The organism is Cryobacterium sp. TMN-39-2, from assembly GCF_004402745.1.
Lineage (GTDB): Bacteria > Actinomycetota > Actinomycetes > Actinomycetales > Microbacteriaceae > Cryobacterium > Cryobacterium zongtaii.
Genome location: NZ_SOFX01000038.1, coordinates 192,129 through 206,946, shown reverse-complemented (window position 1 = coordinate 206,946; position 14,818 = coordinate 192,129). Strand labels below are relative to the sequence as shown.

General features: G+C 70.5%; 17 protein-coding genes. 8 read left to right on the top strand and 9 right to left on the bottom strand.

Features of this window, described 5'->3' with window-relative positions; translation table 11 throughout:
• The first annotated feature begins 36 nt into the window (after positions 1–36).
• On the top strand, positions 37–546 hold the full coding sequence (locus E3O57_RS14955; RefSeq protein ID WP_103478707.1) for a GNAT family N-acetyltransferase: 510 nt from the start codon (positions 37–39) through the stop codon (positions 544–546).
• On the opposite strand, the gene E3O57_RS18895 is transcribed toward E3O57_RS14955, so the two are convergent.
• The 3 genes from E3O57_RS18895 to E3O57_RS14940 form a co-directional block, all read right to left on the bottom strand.
• A complete protein-coding gene (locus E3O57_RS18895) occupies positions 543–2,516 on the bottom strand; it encodes a DUF2207 domain-containing protein (RefSeq protein ID WP_174776348.1) in 1,974 nt (657 codons plus the stop codon). The two genes, E3O57_RS14955 and E3O57_RS18895, sit on opposite strands and share 4 nt — an antisense overlap.
• 352 nt (positions 2,517–2,868) lie before the next feature.
• On the bottom strand, positions 2,869–3,846 hold the full coding sequence (locus tag E3O57_RS14945) for an aldo/keto reductase (protein ID WP_103478706.1): 978 nt from the start codon (positions 3,844–3,846) through the stop codon (positions 2,869–2,871).
• 30 nt (positions 3,847–3,876) lie between these two features.
• Complete coding sequence (locus E3O57_RS14940; protein ID WP_103478705.1) at positions 3,877–4,080, bottom strand: hypothetical protein; 204 nt, start codon at positions 4,078–4,080, stop codon at positions 3,877–3,879.
• A 138-nt stretch (positions 4,081–4,218) separates the two neighbouring features.
• Here E3O57_RS14940 and E3O57_RS14935 point away from each other — a divergent pair, with 138 nt between their 5' ends.
• Positions 4,219–4,623 carry a DUF1801 domain-containing protein gene (locus tag E3O57_RS14935; RefSeq protein ID WP_103478726.1) on the top strand — a complete coding sequence of 135 codons (405 nt, stop codon included), beginning with the start codon at positions 4,219–4,221 and terminating at the stop codon, positions 4,621–4,623.
• A gap of 62 nt (positions 4,624–4,685) precedes the next feature.
• Positions 4,686–5,225 carry a helix-turn-helix domain-containing protein gene (locus E3O57_RS14930; protein ID WP_103461681.1) on the top strand — a complete coding sequence of 180 codons (540 nt, stop codon included), beginning with the start codon at positions 4,686–4,688 and terminating at the stop codon, positions 5,223–5,225.
• Positions 5,226–5,265: 40 nt separating this feature from the next.
• Here the strand turns inward: E3O57_RS14930 and E3O57_RS14925 are convergent, their stop codons facing one another.
• Entirely contained in the window at positions 5,266–6,216 is a 951-nt protein-coding gene (locus E3O57_RS14925) for a hypothetical protein (protein WP_165787865.1), read from the bottom strand.
• 280 nt (positions 6,217–6,496) lie between these two features.
• On the opposite strand from E3O57_RS14925, the gene E3O57_RS18765 reads away from it, so the two are divergent.
• Positions 6,497–6,925, top strand: coding sequence for a nitroreductase/quinone reductase family protein (locus tag E3O57_RS18765; protein WP_103430060.1), 429 nt, complete (start codon positions 6,497–6,499; stop codon positions 6,923–6,925).
• Between the two features lie 9 nt (positions 6,926–6,934).
• Here the strand turns inward: E3O57_RS18765 and E3O57_RS14915 are convergent, their stop codons facing one another.
• Together E3O57_RS14915 and E3O57_RS14910 are read right to left on the bottom strand one after the other, a co-directional pair.
• Positions 6,935–8,611: an FAD-dependent monooxygenase gene (locus E3O57_RS14915; protein ID WP_103478702.1), complete on the bottom strand. Its 1,677-nt coding sequence runs from the start codon at positions 8,609–8,611 to the stop codon at positions 6,935–6,937.
• Entirely contained in the window at positions 8,608–9,207 is a 600-nt protein-coding gene (locus E3O57_RS14910; RefSeq protein WP_103478701.1) for a hypothetical protein, read from the bottom strand. Before E3O57_RS14910 ends, E3O57_RS14915 begins: the two co-directional genes overlap by 4 nt.
• A 391-nt stretch (positions 9,208–9,598) precedes the next feature.
• Between E3O57_RS14910 and E3O57_RS14905 the strand changes: the two genes are divergently transcribed.
• Both E3O57_RS14905 and E3O57_RS14900 read left to right on the top strand, forming a co-directional pair.
• Complete coding sequence (locus E3O57_RS14905; RefSeq protein WP_103478700.1) at positions 9,599–10,153, top strand: GNAT family N-acetyltransferase; 555 nt, start codon at positions 9,599–9,601, stop codon at positions 10,151–10,153.
• A gap of 288 nt (positions 10,154–10,441) precedes the next feature.
• Positions 10,442–11,734, top strand: a complete 1,293-nt coding sequence (locus E3O57_RS14900) for an MFS transporter (RefSeq protein ID WP_088456845.1) — start codon at positions 10,442–10,444, stop codon at positions 11,732–11,734.
• A 62-nt stretch (positions 11,735–11,796) separates the two neighbouring features.
• Here the strand turns inward: E3O57_RS14900 and E3O57_RS14895 are convergent, their stop codons facing one another.
• On the bottom strand, positions 11,797–12,054 hold the full coding sequence (locus tag E3O57_RS14895) for a hypothetical protein (protein ID WP_103478699.1): 258 nt from the start codon (positions 12,052–12,054) through the stop codon (positions 11,797–11,799).
• Positions 12,055–12,200: 146 nt separating this feature from the next.
• Here E3O57_RS14895 and E3O57_RS14890 point away from each other — a divergent pair, with 146 nt between their 5' ends.
• Positions 12,201–12,473 carry a glutaredoxin domain-containing protein gene (locus E3O57_RS14890; RefSeq protein ID WP_103478698.1) on the top strand — a complete coding sequence of 91 codons (273 nt, stop codon included), beginning with the start codon at positions 12,201–12,203 and terminating at the stop codon, positions 12,471–12,473.
• 39 nt (positions 12,474–12,512) lie between these two features.
• On the opposite strand, the gene E3O57_RS14885 is transcribed toward E3O57_RS14890, so the two are convergent.
• Complete coding sequence (locus tag E3O57_RS14885; RefSeq protein ID WP_103478697.1) at positions 12,513–12,995, bottom strand: hypothetical protein; 483 nt, start codon at positions 12,993–12,995, stop codon at positions 12,513–12,515.
• A 616-nt stretch (positions 12,996–13,611) separates the two neighbouring features.
• Here E3O57_RS14885 and E3O57_RS14880 point away from each other — a divergent pair.
• The gene (locus tag E3O57_RS14880) at positions 13,612–13,863 is read left to right on the top strand and encodes a hypothetical protein (RefSeq protein WP_103461691.1); all 252 of its coding nucleotides are present in this window, start codon (positions 13,612–13,614) and stop codon (positions 13,861–13,863) included.
• A 54-nt stretch (positions 13,864–13,917) separates the two neighbouring features.
• Here the strand turns inward: E3O57_RS14880 and E3O57_RS14875 are convergent, their stop codons facing one another.
• A complete protein-coding gene (locus tag E3O57_RS14875; protein ID WP_103478696.1) occupies positions 13,918–14,616 on the bottom strand; it encodes a hemerythrin domain-containing protein in 699 nt (232 codons plus the stop codon).
• Positions 14,617–14,818 lie beyond the last annotated feature (202 nt).

Below are 14,818 nucleotides of genomic sequence, written 5' to 3'. Positions count from 1 at the left end.
CGGCGACCTGCGCGCGTGACTGGGTAAGCTCGGCGAATGATTACCGAGGGGTTCAGCATCCGCGCCACACGGGTGGACGACTGGCGTGAGGTGCGCGCGCTGCGCCTGGAGATGTTGCAGGACACCCCGATCGCGTTCGGCGAGACCCTGCAGGACGCCCTCGGTCACACCGACAGTGAATGGCGGATGCGCGCCGCCCGCGGCACCGCCGAACACGGCACGGTTTTGGTCGCGATCGACCCCGCCGGTCGCTGGGTGGGCACCATGGGCGGGTACGTGCCCGACGCGATCACCGGCGCATTGCTCGTGGGCGTGTATGTGTCGCCGGAGCACCGCGGCCGCGATGCCGGGGTCTTCGACGCCCTGCTCGTCGCGATCCAGGAATGGGCCCGAGGCGAGGGCGACCGGCTGACCCTGCACGTGCACGAGGACAATGCCCGCGCCCGCGCCGCCTACCTGCGCCGGGGGTTCACCGAGACCGGGCACCGGGTGCAGTACGTCCTGGACTCCAGCGCCATGGAGATCGAGATGGTCAAGCCGCTCTAGCGGCCACCACCACCGCCGCCCCCACCACCACCGCCGGAGAAGCCGCCGCCACCGGATCCGCCGGAGAAGCTGCCGCCACCGCTGCTCGACCACGAGGACGTGGGTGTCTGAGTGGTGTTCATCGAGTTGACCATGCCGCCGAGGGCCGTGGACAGGTGGATGCCGCTGAACGCGTTCTGCGAGAGGAACCAGTCCGGCGTCGTCGTGGCCTGCTCGTAGTACACCTCGAGCTCAGCGGCCCACTCTTTCTCCACACCCCAGAGCACCGCGAACGGCAGGAGCTTTTCGTAGAGTTTCACCAGTTCCACGGTGTCGAGGGTGGATGCGGCGGGTTCCATCCCGGGCACGGTACGGGGCACGGTCACTCGCAGGGCGCCATCCGGGCTCTGCAGCATGCGGAACCTGTCCGCCTCGGCCAGGTCGAGATACATCTTCATGCCGGCGAGGTAGTCGCGCCGTTCCAGGCCGGCCGCGGTGAGCAGCAGCGGCCGACTCCCCGCGACGATGCCCACTATCACGGCGGACGCGGCGAGGAGCAACAACGGAGACCACCAGATCGCGGGCGGGTCGCCGATCACGAGAACTGCCACGACCAGGGCGACCAGCGCGCCGAGACCGACGAGCAGACGGATCCTTGCCCGGGTCAGGGCCGGTCGAGCGCGCCAGCCGCGGGCGGTGTTGCGAACCGTCGCATCTGCTGTGGCGGCCTTGAGCCCGCGGGCGAGCGGGTCGTTGGTGACCCCGAGTTCGCACACCGCACCAGCCGGCAGCCCGGGGAAGAAGGTGGCGAGCACGGCGAGCTCCTGGTCGTCGACGCCGTCGGTGCGGAGAAGCTGCAGCGTGTAGTCGCCGCCGTCGGCGCTGACCGGGTAGTCCAGGATGCGCACATTACCGCGCACCGCAAAGCTCACGATTTGCGCAGCCATGGCCGACTTCGGGCGACCGATGAGGTCGGCGGCCTCGAGGAGGTTGTAGCCGTCCGCAACGCTGTACTGGGCGATGATGGTGCCGCCCTTCGGGTCGCGGGGGCGCGCGAAGGTCCGGGCGAGAACGAACACCCCTCCGAGCATGGCCATGCCCAGCAGCCCGAACGGGAACCCGCCGAAGCCGGACGAGGGACCGAAGCCGGGCGAGTTGTCGGCGTCGGACCTCGCCTCGGCGGGCACCTGCACGAAGGTGCCGAGCGTGAAACCGATGGCAAGGGTGAGATTCTCGCCCGGGCCCAGATCGGCGGCCTCGGCGGTGAACATCTGGCCGGCCGGGGCGGCGGCATCCGGGTCAGCTTCCTGCACGATCTGGCAATCGCCGCTCTCCCCCTGAGCCCCGGTGTAGCAGGCGTTGTTGCCGGTCAGGAAGGGGGCGATCACCGGATCGACGTGCACCCGGGCGGCGACGGTACCGAACTGCTGGTCGAAACCGGTGCCGTTGGTGTCCCAGTAGAACTCGTCGTCGTTGGTGTCAGCGAACGCGCGCACCACGTTCTGCTGGGTGTAGCTGATGACGTACGTCTGGGTGCCGCGCACGAACTCGTCGGTTCCGAGCGCAAGCTCGGTGAAACCACCGTTGATCTCGGTCTCGAAGTACACCGGCTCGCCCTGAGCATCGGTGACGGACTCTACCGTCGTGTTCAGCGGCACACCGTCATAGTCGTTGGGGATGGCGCGGATGATGCCGCGGTTCTGGTCGAAGTCGGGGAACTCGGCCACGAAGGTCTCGACAGTGCGCAGGGTGGAGTGCCCGGCATCGTCGCGGCCCAGGTAGTACTCCCCCGCGTACAGCGCGAAGGTGAAGTCCGAGGTGTCGGCGGGCACAGCCGCGCGCACGCTCCCGACCACGTTCGAATGCGCAGCCGGAGCTGCCGATGCCGCCGTTGCCGGGCTCAGCGCAGTGGCGTTCGCCGCCAGCGGGGCGCCGAGCGCCAGCACAGCAGCAACGACAACAGCGGACAGGACCTTCAGAAGACGCGTCACGCCCCCGAGCCTAGTGACCACCTCACATTGAGGTCGAAGGCATGCCGCTCCACGACTGTCCCCTCGGGCAGGTCCCCGGCCACGGCTAGCAGCCAATCGACGAAGTCAGCCACCGGAAAGTCGCTGCAGTCCGGGCACCGTCCCATGAGCTCGAGTCCCGCCATCGACGCGGCGAGGTACTCCTGCCGAGTGAGCCCGGGGATGTCCCGCACCAACGCTGTGGTCGTGTGCCTGGTAGAGCTCAGGCCGGAGAACGAGCGTCCGCACCCGCACGCTCCGAACGGGTTGCGCTCGCTCGAGGGTGAGTGAGTAGGTGACGTCAGGCTAGACGGAGCCACCGACATCCGCGGGCCTAGAAGCCCTCGGGCGTGTGCGGCCGGTACGGGGCGGCCAACCGGGCCAGCTCGTCGGCGGTGAGGGTGAGGTCCACGGACGCGACGGCATCCAGGAGGTGGTGCGCCTGGGTGACGCCCACGATGGGCGAGGACACGGCCGGCTGCTGGCGCACCCAGGCCAGCGCCACCTGGGCGCGGGGCACCCCGCGCTCTGCGGCCACCTGGGCCACGGCGCGCGCGATCTCGCGGTCGCCCTCCTCCTGCTGTTTGTACAGGGTCTGGCCGAAGGTGTCGGTTTCGGAGCGGTCGGTGGTCTCATGCCAATCGCGGGTGAGCTTGCCGCGGGCCAGCGGGCTCCACGGCAGCACGCCAACGCCCTGATCGAGACAGAACGGCAGCATCTCGCGTTCCTCCTCGCGGTTGAGCAGGTTGTACTGGTCCTGCATCGACACGAAGCGGGTGAAACCATGGAGATCGGCGGTGTACTGAGCCTTCGCGAACTGCCACGCGTACATCGACGAAGCGCCGATGTACCGGGCCTTTCCGGCCCTGACCACGTCATGCAGCGCCTCCATGGTCTCTTCGATCGGCGTCAGCGGGTCCCAGCGATGGATCTGATAGAGGTCGACGTGATCGGTGCCCAGCCTGGTGAGACTGTGGTCGATCTCGGCCAGGATGGCGCGGCGCGAGAGTCCGGCACCGTTGGGGCCCGGCCGCATCCGCCCGTGCACCTTCGTGGCGAGCACGTACCGGTCCCGCGAGCTGAAGTCCCGCAGCGCCCGGCCGAGGATCTCCTCGCTGCTGCCGTCGGAGTACACGTTGGCGGTGTCGAAGGTGGTGATGCCGGCTTCCAGCGCCTGCCAGATCAGCGGGCGACTGGTCTCCTCCGGCAGCGTCCAGGAATGATTGCCGCGCATCGGATTGCCGAAGCTCATACAGCCCAGCGTGATCGCCGACACCTCGAGTCCGGTGTTGCCCAGTCGCACGTATTTCATGGCGTTCCCTTCGTTGCGAAGCCGAGCCGCTTAGAGGCCGGCGCCCCTGCCGGTGTTCCGAATCTTCGGGCTCTGGGCCGCTTCGGTCTCGCTGCGGGAGTCGTGCTCGGCGCGCTGATGAGCGGAGAGCGGAGCTGAGCGAGGGCGGCGGGAGATCACGTAGAGGAACACGGAGACGGTGATCGCCACCGCCAGGATGAGGATCCCCAGGATCAGGCTGAACGTTTCGGACACTAGGTCCTCCAAGCGTTGCGGATGGGTCACTCGGGCCGGTTGGGCCTTCACAAAGGTCTACCGTCTGGGCGCGCCGGCGTCAATTGTGCCGTCGCGGATGACCCCCCGGTGCCGGCACTCCCGCGGTACGCTCCGTTCATGGTCGATCGTTATCGCTCAGTGGAGGAGTACCTCGCCGCGCAGCCCGCAGAACGACTGCCCGTGATCCAGGCGCTGCGGCAGCTCGTTCTGGAGGCCAACCCGGCCGCAGAGGAACACATCAAGTGGAACTCCCCCAGTTTTGTACTCGCCGGGATCGACCAAGCCACGATCAGCGCTCAGGGCAAAAACGGGGTGCGGCTGGTGCTGCATCGGGGCGCGACCACCGCCGAGAACCCGGATGCCGCATCCGCTTTCATCGGCGACCCGAACGGCCTGCTCACCTGGCACTCTGATATCCGGGCGAGCTTGCTCGTCACCGATCTCGCCGATCTGGAGCACAAACGTGCAGCGGCCGTCGAAGTCGTGCGCGCTTGGCTCGCCGAGGGCACCGACTCCCCGTGACCGGAGGTCCCGGTGCCGTCACGGGCTGGGTTGGATAATCCAACCAAAGGTAGACTACGCACATGTCAACGGGACCCTCCGATGCTCGTGCGCACCCCGTCTCGTCGAAACGCTCCGGCGACGACCTGCGTTGCTCCATCGCGCGCACTATGCAGGTGCTCGGCGACCGGTGGACGATCCTGATCGTGCGGGAGGGTTTCCGCGGACACACCCGGTTCAGCGACTTCCGACGGGTGCTCGGCATCCCCACCGACATCCTCACCTCCCGGCTCTGCTCGCTCGTGGCCGCCGGGGTGTTCGAACGCCGCGGCTACCGCGAGCCGGGCGCCCGTGAACGTTTCGATTACCACCTCACCGCCGCCGGCGACGCGCTGCTCCCGGTGCTCGGCGCGCTTGCCCAGTGGGGTGACGACTACCGGCCGTCCGGTCACGGCCCCAGCCGGCTCTACCAGTACGCCGACACCAGCGAACCCACCTCGGTCGCGTTCGTCACCGCCGCCGGCGTCGTGGTGCCGTTGGCCGACATCGCCATCGTGCCGGGGCCGGGCGAGAACGACCCTGACATCGGCCCCACCCGCCCCCTCGCCGCCGCGCACCCCTGATCGCCGGGCTCGGCTGGGCCGCCGGCAGCCGGCGCTGCAGTCAGTTCGGCGGAAGGTTGACCGTGTCACCCTCGGAGGTGAGGTCGGCGCCCTCGCGCAGCTCCAGGACCTCGATCGTGGGATCGGCGACCAGCGCGTCCACGAGTGCCCGGGTGCCGGCGATCACCGTAGAGTCGAAGTCGATCTCGCTCACCAGCGCCCAGGCGTGGTCGTCCGGCCAGATCAGGTTCGGCGACTGCGGCCACGTCGAATCGGTCCATGGCGCATCCGTCAGCCAGGCCGGGTCGACGAACCGGCGGATGCCCGCGTCGAACAAGACGTAGTCCCGCCCGGGCAGTCGCAGCCGAGCACCGGACGACACCTCGGCGGGCAGCAGGCCGGGGCCCCTCGAATCGTCGGGCTCGACCATCGCGGCGAGCGCCGCCTGCCGGAGCCTCGCCTCGGCGGCCTCAGTCTCACGATCGGTCGCACGATCGGATGCGCGGTCGGCCGCCTCTTCGTCGCTCACCATGATCACGGAGACCCCGGTACCGCTGACGAGTCCACCCCAGCCCTCCCACACGGCCGCGATTCCGGCATCCGGGGTGCCGGTGTGGGCGGCCAGGTGCAGGGCCACGGCGGCGAGAACGGCCACGTCGAGGGTGCCGACGGCGGGTTCGGAGTACCGCCAGCCGTCGGCATCCACCAGTTCGTTGTACTCGTTGGGCACCCCCGGGTTCAGCCGGCCGAACTGCGCCAGCGGATGCATGGTGGCACCCCCGACCTCGGCCACCCGCGCCCACGGCACGCTCCGGTAATCGATGCCGGACGCAAACCCCCGGTTTGGGCCCGACCAGGTGCCGGTGCCGGCTGGCCGGTCAATCGTGACGGGGTGGAACACCCGCGCGTACGCTTCGAAACCATGCGGCACCGCGGAGTGCATGTTTCGCCACCGCACATCCAGCCGCTCGCGCAGCCACTCACCGCGCCCCACGTCGCCCACCCAGTCCATACCTCACCGTAGGACCTGCCCGGCCAGAACACACTCCCCCGATCAGCCGCGGGATGCACAACTCCTGCTATTTCTTCCGGCCGGCCGGTGGCGCCCCGGATGTCAGCGGACGACCCGCCGCCGTCCCATGGCTCTGCAGGAGTTATACCCCCGATCGGGTGGTTTCGCTGGGGGTGTGGGCGCAACTCCCGGGCACCTTCCCCGGTCCCGGCCGCGGCAGTACCGTGTCGGGCATGAGGCGGATGTGCCCCTCGCCGATGACACTGAATGGAGGCCTACCTTGAGCAGCACGCCCACCCGCCGCCGCGGTTACCTGCCGCCCAGCCGCTTCATGCGGCACGTCGTCAACCCGGTCGCCCGGGCGTGCGGCACCCCCACCCTCATCGTGCGTGGTCGCATCAGCGGCCGGGAGATCAGCACCCCGGTGGCACCGTTCCGGTTCGAGGGCGACCGGTATGTCATCGCCGGCCGCGGCGAGACCCAGTGGGTGCGCAACCTCCGGGTCGCCGGTCGCTGCGAGCTACGCATCCGGTGGCGCCGACACCCGTACCGGGCCACCGAGCTGCGGGGCCTCGAACACGACCAGGTCGCCGCCGACTACCTCGAGAAACTGGGCCGTCGGGCCAGGCCGTTCCTGGCCGAGCTGCCGGATCTGGTCGACCATCCGATCTTCAGGCTGGAACTCTGCGAGGCACCGGTGCGCAGCTAAACCCGCCGCTCACCGCACGGGCAGCCCCACCAGGCGCAGCCACGCGGCGAGGTGCGGTTCGTCGAGCACCGGAGCCCGCAGCCCGACGTAGCCGTCCGGTCGCACGACGAGCATGCCGGTGCCGGGCCTGTCGTCGAGCCGGTAACTGTGCACCAGCGGGCTCAGCATCCGGTCGGGCACCGGTCGCGCGTTCGCCTGCAACAGGATGTGCACCCCCGGCCGCGCGAGCAACGCGTGCAGGCGCACCCGACGGCCCTCGCAGCGCACCAGGGTGTCGGGCACCCGCGAGCCCGGCCGCAGCACCCGCCGGGCCAGCCCGCCGCGCACCGGGGTGAGTGACGCGCGCACGTCCATCGACAGCGGACTGTGCGGGTACCGCAGCCGGAACTGCGAGAGGGTGCGGATGCCCACCGCGGTCAGCCGGCGTTGCCGGGCGAGCCAGGGCAGCACCGGCCCGGCCACAGGCACCAGCACCGCCCGGCCGAGCTGGGCCAGCGGATGCAGACTCGCCTCGGCCCAATATATGGTGTGCGTCAGCCGCAGCACGGCCCGGTCGGCGGGGCGACGCTCCAGCGCGTACGAGTCCAGCAGCGCCGAACCGGGCCGGGCGGCCAGGGAGCCGCCCGGCCGCGTGTCACCCGGGGTGTCCGCCGTCTCGGGCAGCCGCCGGACGGCCGCGGCTGCGAACGCCAGCTTCCAGCCGAGGTTCACGGCGTCGTGGATGCCGGCGTTCATGCCCTGCGCGCCCGCCGGCGAATGCACGTGGGCGGCATCGCCGGCCACGAACAGCGGACCCCGGCTGAACCGGCTGGCGATCCGGTGTTGCAGCCGCACCTGGGCCGACCAGGCCACCTCGATGATCTGCGCCGGCAGCCCGGCCTCGTCGACCAGCCGCTGCAGTTGCTCCTGCGGTACGGGCGGACCCGGCTGGCCGAACGGCTGCCGGTCGTCGCCGGCCCGTCGGGTGGCGAGCATCCGCCAGGTGGCCCGTTCACCGATGTTGAACAGGAATACCAGCCCCTGCCGCCCGACGACCACATGCGCGACCCCGGTCTCGAGCATCACCGGCGCCACCGCCCGCGATCCGGCGCCGGCGGGGCCCAGCTCCACGTCCGCGAGCACCACCTCCTGGTCGTAGTCGCCACCGAGGAATCCGCCGACCGACCGGCGCACCAGGCTCGCCGGCCCGTCACAGCCGGCCAGGTAGCGGCACAGCACGTCCTCGTCCGGCTCATCGTCCGCGGTGCGCAGCACGGCCCGGGCGCCGCCCTGACGCAGCCGCGCCAGCCGCACCACCTCCGCACCGCGCTGCACCAGCACGCCGCGTTCGGCGAGCGCGGCGGCCAGCACGGCCTCCACGTCGGACTGCCGCACCAGCAGCGGGTGCGGGAACGCGGTGCCGGGCAGATCAAGCTTCTCGATCGACACCGACACCACCCGCGAGGGCAGGTGCAGCCGCACCGACGGTGCGGAGTCGCCGAGCGCGAGCAGGGCATCCGTCACCCCCAGCGGACGTAAGAGTTCGAGGGTGCGCGGATGCATCACCATCGCCCGCGACGGCCGGAACGCCTCCGGCCGGCGTTCGACGACACGCACCCGGGCGCCGTGGTCGACGGCCTGCAGCGCAAGGGTGAGGCCGGTCGTGCCGGCACCCACAATCAGAAGATCGGTGTCGAAATCGGTCATGCGGGTTCGCGCACCCGGCGCTTGGCCGACATCGGCTCGGCCGGACGCCACCAGTCCCCCGCAACGCCGACAGCCCCGGCCGAAAACCGGTACGGATCGCGCAGGAACTCGTCCCGGTGCACCCCGGGCAGTACCGCGTAGTGGATCGATCCGGGTTCGCTGCCCAGCGCGAGCACCCGCCACAGGGTGCGGGCGTAGGTTTCCGCGAGCTCCGGGCCGTCCCACTCGTAGATGCCCCGGTACAACCCGTTGATGTCGTGGGTCAGCCACAGCTTCGACACGTAGCCGGGAAAGCCGACGAACAGCGGGGTGTTCATGATGCTCTGCACCCGAAACCAGCGGTGCGCCCGGCCGCGCAGCAGCCGCAGGCGAAACCCCACCACCAACACCGTGGGGGTGTGGGCCGCCGCGCGGTCCACCACTGTTTCGCGGTAGACCACCGCGCGGCTACCGTCGGCGAACGACAGTCGCTTGCCGGCGTTGCCCCGCGGCAAGTGGATGCGCCGCTGCACGAGCAGCAGACCGGTGCGCGCCACGCAGGCGGCCAGGCCCCGCACCGCCGGGCCCAGCGGAAGAGGCGGTTTCTCGCTCATCATGGTCGCTCCTCCCGATACCAGCGGCGGCCACCGTCGCCGGCGGCCGGTCCCCCGACGGTGCCAGCATAGGCAGCCGGTCCGTTTCGGGGAAGGCCCGGCCGGGGCACCTGGATGGGTACCGGTTGTGGCGCGGGAATCGGCGGGTAAGCAGATGCGCCTGCACAGTTGCGCCTCTTCGTGGGTCCGGGTGGCCGGAGGCGTCCACGGGGCCGACGTCGGTGCACGATTGAGCGAACTCCGGAAAAGTCCTCGAGAAACCCGGGCGCTGAGCGGTAGCCTCAGGTGCGCGCGCTCGGAGCGGCCACGGCCGCCGTCGATACTGCGTTCGCCGCCCGAACCACCAGGTGGCCCGTCCACCATCAGTCCCACCCGGAACGGCCCCGAAGGACCCATGATCTCTACCTCCTCGCTCGACGACCCGTGGCCATCCACCGTGGCGCCCAACGTGCACCTCGTGCAGTTGAGCCAGGTCACCATCGATGCCCTCGCCGAGGAGGACCTCGACCTGGCCAACGAGCAGGCAGCGGTGGAACTGAGTCCCTTCTTCGTGCAGGCGGCCAGCGCCAACACCTGGCGGTACCGCAGCCGGCAGCTCGCCGCCTCGCCGGGCGACGCCAGCTGGATCACCCGAGTCATCTTCGACCCCGCCCGGCGGCTCGCCGTCGGTCAGTCCGGCTACCACGGCCCGCCGGACGACACCGGCATGGTCGAGGTGGGCTACGCCGTGGATGCCGCATACCGGCGGCAGGGCTATGCCCGCGCCGCACTCACCGCGCTGCTGGAACGCGCCCGCATCGAGCCGGCCGTCACGGTGGTCCGGGCCACCATCAGTCCCGACAACCTGCCGTCTCGGGCCCTTGTCGCCCAGTTCGGCTTCGTCGAGGTGGGCGAGCAATGGGACGACGAGGACGGCCTCGAAACCATCTTCGAGCTGCCCCTCGGCTGAGCCGGGCCACCCAGGCACCGCCGCGAGGCACTCTCGCGGCACACCTTCGTTCTCGCGGCACACTTTGATTCTCGCGGCACACCTTTGTTGTCGCGGCACCTGCTCTAACCTGTGCCGCCGTGAACAATACCTGCCACGAAGCACAACACCTGCCGCCGCACCGGATGCCCGCCGCAGCCACCCGGGTGCGGCGCCACCGGCATCCGTGCCAAGCTTGAAACCCGTGCCTCGCGCTCACCAACGGGACCCGCACGACCACTCACCACCACCAGAAAGTCCGCTGACGCAATGACGCCTCCCGCCCGCTCCGCAGAACGCACCGCTGCCCGCCCCGACGTGGCCGTGCGCCGCGCTCGCTTCGCCGTTGCCATGCTGTTCTTCACGAACGGCGCCCTGTTCGCCAACCTGATCCCCCGGTATCCCGCGATCAAGTCCGAGCTCGGGCTCAGCAACGCCGAATTCGGTTTCGCGGTCGCGGCGTTCCCGCTCGGCGCCCTCCTCGCCGGGCTCGCCGCGGGCATGCTGATCCGCCGGTTCCGGTCGTCGCGGGTCGCCGTGGTCTCGACGATGCTCACCGCGGTGGGCCTGATCCTGGCCGGAATCGCCCCCAGCTGGGCTGCCCTGGCCGCCGGTATCTTCCTGGCCGGAGCAATGGACTCCATCACCGACGTGGCCCAGAACTCGCACGGCCTGCGCGTTCAGCGGCTCTACAAACGCTCTATCCTCAACTCCTTCCACGCAGTGTGGAGCATCGGCGCGGTCACCGGTGGCCTCCTCGGCGCCGCCGCCGCCCAGCTCGACATTCCGCGCGGCCAGCACCTCATCGTGTCCGCCGTCACCTTCAGCCTGTTCGCGCTGTACAGCTACAGGTTCCTCCTCGCCGGCCCCGAGCCCCTCGAACCCGAAGCCACCGCCCCGGAACCGCACGCCGACGCACCCACCCGCTCGGCCGGCCGCTGGGGCAAGTGGCTGGTGCTCGGCGCGCTCGTGGTGATCGCCGCCTCCGGCGCCGTCGTCGAGGACGCCGGCGCGTCCTGGTCGGCCATCTATCTCTCCGACGCTCTCGGCGCATCCGCCCTGGTGGCCGGGCTCGGCTTCATCGCTTTGCAGGGCATGCAGTTCATCGGCCGGCTGCTCGGCGACGGCCTCGTCGACAGGTTCGGCCAGCGGGCTGTGGCCCGCACCGGCGGCGCGATCGTGTTCCTGGGTATGGGCACGGCCCTTGCCTTTCCGTCGATCCCGGGCACCGTCGTGGGCTTCGGCCTGGCCGGCTTCGGCGTCGCCACGCTGATCCCGGCCGCGATGCACGCCGCAGACGAGCTGCCCGGCTTCCGCGCCGGCACCGGACTCACCATCGTCGCCTGGCTGCTGCGCCTGGGTTTCCTGTTCTCGCCGCCCATCATCGGCGCCATCGCCGACCTCTCCCAGTTGCGCTACGGGCTGCTCCTCGTGCCGCTGGCGGGCCTGCTCGTGGTGTTCTTCGCACCGGTGCTGGCCACCCGGGTACGCACTCGGTCCGCGGATGCCGCCGCAGCGGATGAACCGGACCTCACCGCAGCGCCCGCACCGACGGCGCCCTGAGCACACTCTGAACGGTCGCCGGGTCGCCGGGGCCGGTCGGCCCAGCTGGGCGTGCGGGTGGGCTAGACGCGCGGTGTCTCGTCGTCGGCCGGCATCTGGTCGCGCATCGGCTCAGCGGGCCGCAGCACCAAACCGAGGAACACCGCCAGGCCCAGCACCCCGGCGAGCAGTCCGCCGCCGCCCAGGTAGATCTCGGCCGGCGTGGCGAAACCGCTCGGCGCATCCGGTTGGAGGCCCACGTAGATCAGGTACCCGGTGAACCCGACACAAAATCCGGCACTGACGACCAGACCGATCACGGCGGCGCTCGGGCGCTTCATGGGGTACTCCTTCGGGTGGATCCTAAGCTGAGTCAACCACAGTTTCGCTCTGATCAGCGTATTATTTCGCACGGGGACTCGTGCGGGGTCTCCGCGACCCCCGGCACCCGGCATCCACTCAGCCGACACCCGCCTAAACTCGACGGATGACCGCACCTACCGCATCCGCCGCCGCCACCATCACCATGTTCGGCGCCGAGTGGTGCCGCGACTGCCGTCGCTCGAAGAAGCTGCTCGACGGCCTCGGTGTGGTCTACGACTACGTCGACCTGGAGGCCGTGGCCGACGGCGCCGACCGGGCCAAGGCCATCAGCGGCCGCACCCAGATCCCCGTGATCGTGTTCTCCGACGACACCCACATGGTCGAGCCCAGCGACGCCGACGTGCGCGCCAAGCTCTCCGAGCTCGGCACCATCTAGCCTCCGGGCCGGAGGGCGTTCGGGCAGCACGCGGGGGTCTCACCGTCGAGGCACCCCGAGCATTCCCGCCAGCGTCTTCAGCGCCGCGGCCACCTCCCCGCTTCCCCGCCTGCCCCTGGCACCCGGCGGCGCACCCTCCGTGGCGGTGCGCGCCACGTGCTCGGCCACCCGGAACAGCCAGGCCCGGAAGGCCGAGTCCATCGTCGGCGCCTGCGCCTCGACCAAGGCCAACGCCCGGGCCAGCTCGCCCAGCACCCGGGCCTGGTCATCGGCGGCGCCGTCGATCACGCCGAGGTCGCGGGCGAGTACCTCGGCCACCAGGTCCGCGTCGATTTCCTTGACGATGGGCAGCGCGTCCGGGTGATGCGCCTCGCGCGTCACGGCCTTCTCCGCGGCAAGCATCTCCGTTACGACCACCATCGGCCCTCTGGGCGACGCCCCCACCATGTACAGTCCCACGAGAAACGGTGCGGCCCCCACGGCCTGCCATTCCTCGGCGGTGAAGGCCTCCCTGACGGCCATCTCAGTTCCTCCTCGAGCGCCGACCCCCGCGAGAGGTGCCCGAGCGGCACCAACCGCGCCCGGCCCGAGGCGCCTCTGTTTCGTCCCACCGTCCCGCTACGCCCACGCCGCGCCCGCGCTTCGGCCCGGCTAGCGCTGCGCCAGGCCTCCCGGTCCACGCTACGCCTGCGCCGCCGGCGCCCGCTACGCCTGCCGGGCAGGATGCGGTCGACCGAGGTGTGCGGGCAGGATGCCGTCGGCCGAGGTGCGCGGGCAACGCGCCGCTATGCGGGTGGCGCGCCACCCGCATAACGGCGCCTGACCCGCGTAACGCATCTCCCCGCCGCACACCCGCACCCGCCCCGCGTCACCACCCGGCCCATCCGCCCCCACGCGCCGGCGCACCGCCTCACCTGCCCGGCGCATCAGCCCCGTTGCACCCCACCCCTGCTGGGGGTACCGTAAACGCAACATCGCACCCGGCCCCGATCGTGGCCGGCTGACCTCCGTTGCCGCATGGAGCGGTAGCCGACAGCGCAACCTGAAAGCCAACCCGCCGCGCATCCCCGGCCCCGGGTCACTCGTAACGACGTCCGCACCACTCCACGCACCGGTAGTCTTCCCCCCGGGGGTACAGATGGACACGACACAGCACAACACCGCAGAGCGGAACGCGCCGGAGGCCGACGGGCTGACGATCTTCGACGACGTGCACGAGGTGCGTGACGAGCCCGTCGCTTTTGTGGGATTGCAGCTGATGGCCGTGGTCCTCAGCTACTCCTTCGCGCTGGGCGTCCTGGTGATCATCCTGGTCCCGGTCGTGCTGGCCCTCACCCTGTTCTGGCCGTACCTGCCTGGAATGCTGTTCCCGGAGCTGGCGGGCCTGTAACCGCCCTCGGCTCCGAACGCCGGGCCCACCCGGTCGACATCCGAGCGCATCCGCCTATTTGACCAGCGCCGCCCGGTACCGCTCGTACCGTGACCTGCCCACGAGCCGCCAGAGCAGCCGCACCGGAGCGGGCAGGTGCTCGTGTTGCCAGTCGTCGCCGCCGTCCGGTTGCGCGGCGAGGATCGTGCCGAGCTGAACGAACATCTTGCCCTTGGGGGTGGCCTTCCGACCGTGTTCGGAGAGCGCGTCGATCTCCCTCGGCGTGATGACGGTCTCCATCACGGGCACGATGTGGGTCTCCTCGTCGGGCAGGTGCACGGCGAGCGCCGCATTGATGCCGGCCAGCGCTGTGGCAACGGATGCCGCATCCGTTGCCCGGCCGCTCGCCCGCCAGGCCGGCAAGGCCGCATCGAGTTCGTTGAGGTGCACGAGCATCAGCGCGTGCTGCTCCTTCATGCGCGTCACGTGGACCGCGCAGGAGGGGGCCCGGCTCTCGAGCCGGCCCCACAGCATGGTGTCTTCGCCTTCGTGGTGTGCGTGCAGCCCGGTGGAGAGCATCGCTAGGTAGTCGCCGACGAGGTCGGCCTGCTCGGCGTCGTTGTCGGGCACCGCACCGACCAGCGCCGGGGCCTCACCGAACCCGGCCCGGAACATCCGATGGATCTCGACCATGCCGCGGCCTTCGCAAATCTTGACGGCACCGGCGCCGTCGTCAGGGTTATCGCCGCTGGAGGGCAAGGCGGTGGCTGGCATGGGGCCTCCTTCGTGAGATGTGCACGCTGGAACCGTATCCGCGTGGCTGTGCCCCTTCAAGGGGGTTGCCACGGTCGGACTCGCCAAGTGGATGTGGGAGCGCCGCGCGGGTTTGCGGGAGCGACGTGGGGTTAGCGCATCCGCCGGATGCCCGGCCCCGCATCCGCCGATCGGTGCCACACTCGCGACAGCCGCCGTGGTG

Excerpts from the sequence above, each read along its gene's own strand:
- E3O57_RS14955 (WP_103478707.1), top strand. The coding sequence starts at position 37 with ATGATTACCGAGGGGTTCAGCATCCGCGCCACACGGGTGGACGACTGG.
- E3O57_RS14945 (WP_103478706.1), bottom strand. The coding sequence starts at position 3,846 with ATGAAATACGTGCGACTGGGCAACACCGGACTCGAGGTGTCGGCGATC.
- E3O57_RS14935 (WP_103478726.1), top strand. The coding sequence starts at position 4,219 with ATGGTCGATCGTTATCGCTCAGTGGAGGAGTACCTCGCCGCGCAGCCC.
- E3O57_RS14930 (WP_103461681.1), top strand. The coding sequence starts at position 4,686 with ATGTCAACGGGACCCTCCGATGCTCGTGCGCACCCCGTCTCGTCGAAA.
- E3O57_RS14925 (WP_165787865.1), bottom strand. The coding sequence starts at position 6,216 with ATGGACTGGGTGGGCGACGTGGGGCGCGGTGAGTGGCTGCGCGAGCGG.
- E3O57_RS14915 (WP_103478702.1), bottom strand. The coding sequence starts at position 8,611 with ATGACCGATTTCGACACCGATCTTCTGATTGTGGGTGCCGGCACGACC.
- E3O57_RS14910 (WP_103478701.1), bottom strand. The coding sequence starts at position 9,207 with ATGATGAGCGAGAAACCGCCTCTTCCGCTGGGCCCGGCGGTGCGGGGC.
- E3O57_RS14905 (WP_103478700.1), top strand. The coding sequence starts at position 9,599 with ATGATCTCTACCTCCTCGCTCGACGACCCGTGGCCATCCACCGTGGCG.
- E3O57_RS14900 (WP_088456845.1), top strand. The coding sequence starts at position 10,442 with ATGACGCCTCCCGCCCGCTCCGCAGAACGCACCGCTGCCCGCCCCGAC.
- E3O57_RS14895 (WP_103478699.1), bottom strand. The coding sequence starts at position 12,054 with ATGAAGCGCCCGAGCGCCGCCGTGATCGGTCTGGTCGTCAGTGCCGGA.
- E3O57_RS14890 (WP_103478698.1), top strand. The coding sequence starts at position 12,201 with ATGACCGCACCTACCGCATCCGCCGCCGCCACCATCACCATGTTCGGC.
- E3O57_RS14885 (WP_103478697.1), bottom strand. The coding sequence starts at position 12,995 with ATGGCCGTCAGGGAGGCCTTCACCGCCGAGGAATGGCAGGCCGTGGGG.
- E3O57_RS14880 (WP_103461691.1), top strand. The coding sequence starts at position 13,612 with ATGGACACGACACAGCACAACACCGCAGAGCGGAACGCGCCGGAGGCC.
- E3O57_RS14875 (WP_103478696.1), bottom strand. The coding sequence starts at position 14,616 with ATGCCAGCCACCGCCTTGCCCTCCAGCGGCGATAACCCTGACGACGGC.